The 3,624-nt window shown below is 36.1% G+C and carries 3 protein-coding genes and 1 pseudogene; all 4 read right to left on the reverse strand.

All coding sequences use genetic code 11. The features are described 5' to 3' along the window. Nucleotides 1-1,147 (reverse strand): annotated as a pseudogene (locus B0186_RS11285) (hemagglutinin repeat-containing protein); the annotation flags it as partial. A 31-nt stretch (nt 1,148-1,178) separates the two neighbouring features. After that, on the reverse strand, nt 1,179-1,703 hold the full coding sequence (locus B0186_RS11290) for an ankyrin repeat domain-containing protein (RefSeq protein ID WP_078219559.1): 525 nt from the start codon (nt 1,701-1,703) through the stop codon (nt 1,179-1,181). Between the two features lies 1 nt (nt 1,704). Beyond that, nucleotides 1,705-2,109 carry a CDI toxin immunity protein gene (locus tag B0186_RS11295; protein WP_078219561.1) on the reverse strand — a complete coding sequence of 135 codons (405 nt, stop codon included), beginning with the start codon at nt 2,107-2,109 and terminating at the stop codon, nt 1,705-1,707. A gap of 10 nt (nt 2,110-2,119) precedes the next feature. Continuing rightward, a partial coding sequence (locus B0186_RS12115) for a polymorphic toxin-type HINT domain-containing protein (protein ID WP_235817236.1) occupies nt 2,120-3,624 on the reverse strand: 1,505 nt, incomplete at its 5' end.

Below are 3,624 nucleotides of genomic sequence, written 5' to 3' on the forward strand. Positions count from 1 at the left end.
CTGAAAGTAAAGCTATCTCTTCACCTGATAACATACTGCCCACTTGACTTCGGCTCTCTCGGCTTTCAAAACTGGTTTTGGATTTTTTGGCAAGACTCCCTGTTTTGCTGTGATGGTATTCTTCAAAATGATGAGCTGTTTGTGCACCTTTTAACACCAAGCTGTTTTCCGCAAGTGCGGTGAGTTTTTTCTCACTTTCTAATTGTCCGCCTTCACTTAAGATATCTTTGCCCTTAATCGTCACATCCCCTTTGCCTTTAATATGACTGATGATGACATCTTGTGATTTACTCTGGCGATAATGGTCTCCTCCGCCCATTTTCTCATTAAAGCTTGTTTCAAGTGCGGTCAGTTTTAAGCTGTTTTCTGCTTGTAATTGAGTATGCCCCTTGCCCTCATTAACAATATCTGCCCCTTTTATCTCTATATCATTAGCCGCCAGTGTTAAACCATTTCCTTCCCCTTTGACATAAAGTAATGCCTTGCGAGAAAGTAGGTTAGACTCTCTTTGATAACCTTTACCTGAAGCCTGATTTTCAGCTAAGGTCGATTGGTGGGTGATTTTCCCCGCACTTTCAATATTCATCTCTTGCTCGGCAATCATCTTACCGCCTAGATTGGTAATATCTCCCTTAGCTTGCAGTTTAATACGCTCGCCTAATATATTGCCCTGATTAAGCAAAGATTGATATTTATCTTGTTGAAGCAAGCTAACCTCTCTACCCGCTATCACACCTTGGTTGATGATTTGATTTGCCGATACACCTATACGCTGAGCAGATAATAACGCCCCTCGCTTATCCACATCACCTGATTGAGCCACTAAATAAACCTTAGGCACTAGCACCTGTTGTTCACTTCCATCTGACAGTTTTACTGTTTCTGTTTCAAACCATACAATATCCGCCGTTAAACTCGCCACCTGTGCAGCACTGAGTTTAATCCCCGGGCGTAAATGGAATGCGTTGGCAAAGCTAATCCCATTATCCATTAAGGTTTTATATTGGCTTTCTATATCATGCTGATTATCTGTAAACATTTTACCTGTGAGCTGGTTTATCTGCTCTCGCACTAAACGTTGTTCATAATAACCATCACCTAAACGTTTATGCACATTTTCAGGTGCGATGCGTAATTGGTTAAACATATATTCGCCACTTAATCGCTCTATATATGTACTAAGAATATTTCATCATTAATTCATATATTGGACTCAAATGAGGTTCTGATGGTGTCGGTTTATAACTTTCCAGTATACTTTCATTTACTAAAAAATGTACATTAGCGCCTTTCTCTAACATTAGTTCTAAAACATCTAACCTATCAGGTAAATATCCTATCATTGACAAAGGAATGAGATTATCTTGATTTGGAATATTGGGATTAGCCCCTGCATTTAATAATGCAATTGCCGCATCAACATTTTTTGACCTCATTGCATAATGTAATGGGGTCATTCCATATTTATCCTGGGCATTAACATCTAATCCATTATCTATATAGAACCTAACAAGGTCTAAGCTTGGATTAAAATAACACAATATTCTATGTAAATAGTTCCACTGATCAAATTCAGTTATTTTTTTTATATCGGCAATTTTCTTATCTAAGAATACCTCATTTAGAAAATTAATATTATCTTTAGAATTAGCTTCTACGATAAGTTCTTCAAGCTCTAGTTCATTTAGTAATGATAATTTCATTCTATTTACCCTCATTCATAAATTTCTCTTTCTTTATCTCAAAAATATCTATTGGTACTTTTTTTGATACAACTTGAGCTAAGTAGCCATCTCCTAGAAAAAAGACTTTTGTTGATAAAGCCGAAATATCATCTATTTTTTCTAATGCTAAAAGTAGATTGGTTCTAAAAATTGGGATTCCTTGTATATCGCAAATTACATATATCTCTGAACTTTTTGTTTTTCTATTAATTAAATTTATTAGATCTAGAAAATCTACTTGAGTAATTTTGCTATGATTTTTTTCTACATTTCCATATTCAAAAGGATACATATAAAATTCATCTAGAATTATTTTTTGTTCTTGTAAAGACAGAATATAAAAATCAGATTTAAGAGCCTCTTTACACTCATCAAATAAAGTCATAAATATTTCCTCATTTATTTAATTGTTTTAGATATCGATTAAAGTCTTCTTGAGATCCTGTGAATGGAATTACCTCCTTAATTGCATTACTACCTTTACCTTTACTATAGTCAAATATATTAATATGCATTCCTTTTTCAGGATCATAATCTAATCTCCAACCTTTTTTTCCATCTGATGATATTCTACCGACTATTTTACCGTATCCATCGCTTATCTTTAGATTACCAATAAGTGGCTTTGAGTCCATTCCTAAATCACCCACTTTTTCTAAAGCAAGATTTCTTGCTGCTTCCCAACTCCTCTGGTTAGGTAGAATAACTTCTACTCCATTATGATCTAGTGTTTCAAAACGATTTTTATCTTTTTGAATCACAATAACATCATTTCCGCTATGATCTTTGAATTGATATGATCTATATCCATCTATATCTTTAATTCTTTTTGCTCCCTCAGGTAAATTAATCCAACAATCATTATGTACCCAAACCCCTTCATTATCAGCTTTTGCACCTCTAATAAAGTAAGTATGGTCAGTCGCCACCGTCATATTGTAGGCTTTGAGTCCTTCTGCTTTTATATTGACATTCGATACCGTCTGCCATTCTCCATTTGCAGATAATAATCGATAGCCTTTTTGCAGATATTGAGCATCTATCCATTGAGCCTTCGCTATCTCTCCATTGTAATCATGTCCCTCAGAAGAAGCGGGGGCAATTCCTGATAACACCTGTGCAAAGAATGGGTGAATTTTGTTTGACACAATTGTTTGGAATTTTCCTCTGCCATCTTTCACTTCTACATATACCGTATAATCATATGGATTGCTGTAGTGAGCTTGGACTTTCTGATAGGTGGTTATTCCGGTTATTTCATTTTTCGCCAGCACCTTATCACCCACTTTAATGGATGAAATCGGTTGATAACCTTTGTCTGTTTTAACTTCCATATCGCCACGGAAAGAGCAGGTTCTCGCTAAACTTGTATTTAGATTGCCTCTGTTATGATTAATATGTCGAGTTGCTTCTTCTACATATTTATGAGCAGCTTTAATATCACCTAGTTTTTCAGCTTTTCTAGCATTGTTAAGTAGATTTTTAGCTTCTTTCAATGATTTGGTAACGAGATCTGCTCCAGGTATAACTCCTACTGTAGCCAAAACATAATCAATCGCATCCTTTGCCTCTGCAAAAGATTTTGCATCACCAATAATTGGTGTGAAATCAGCTAAGAAAGAAGCTACATCTCCAGTTGCTTTAAGTTTTTTTATTAGTTCAGGGTGCTCTTTCTCAAATAGCTCCACTGCTTGGCGTTGAATATCATCAATTTGTTTATTCGCTTCTGCAGTAACTGCCCAGTCTGATGATAGATTCAAAGTAAAATTATTCTCCACCGCCCTTTTCGCTATATCAGCAGAACTCACCGCACTTGTGGTGCTATCGCCGATAACGCCGCCAGCTAATCCGCCCGCCAGTTGGCTTAAGGCGGTGATGGTTTGTTTTTCGCTTTCGCTAA

This window comes from Canicola haemoglobinophilus (genome assembly GCF_002015075.1).
GTDB lineage: Bacteria > Pseudomonadota > Gammaproteobacteria > Enterobacterales > Pasteurellaceae > Canicola > Canicola haemoglobinophilus.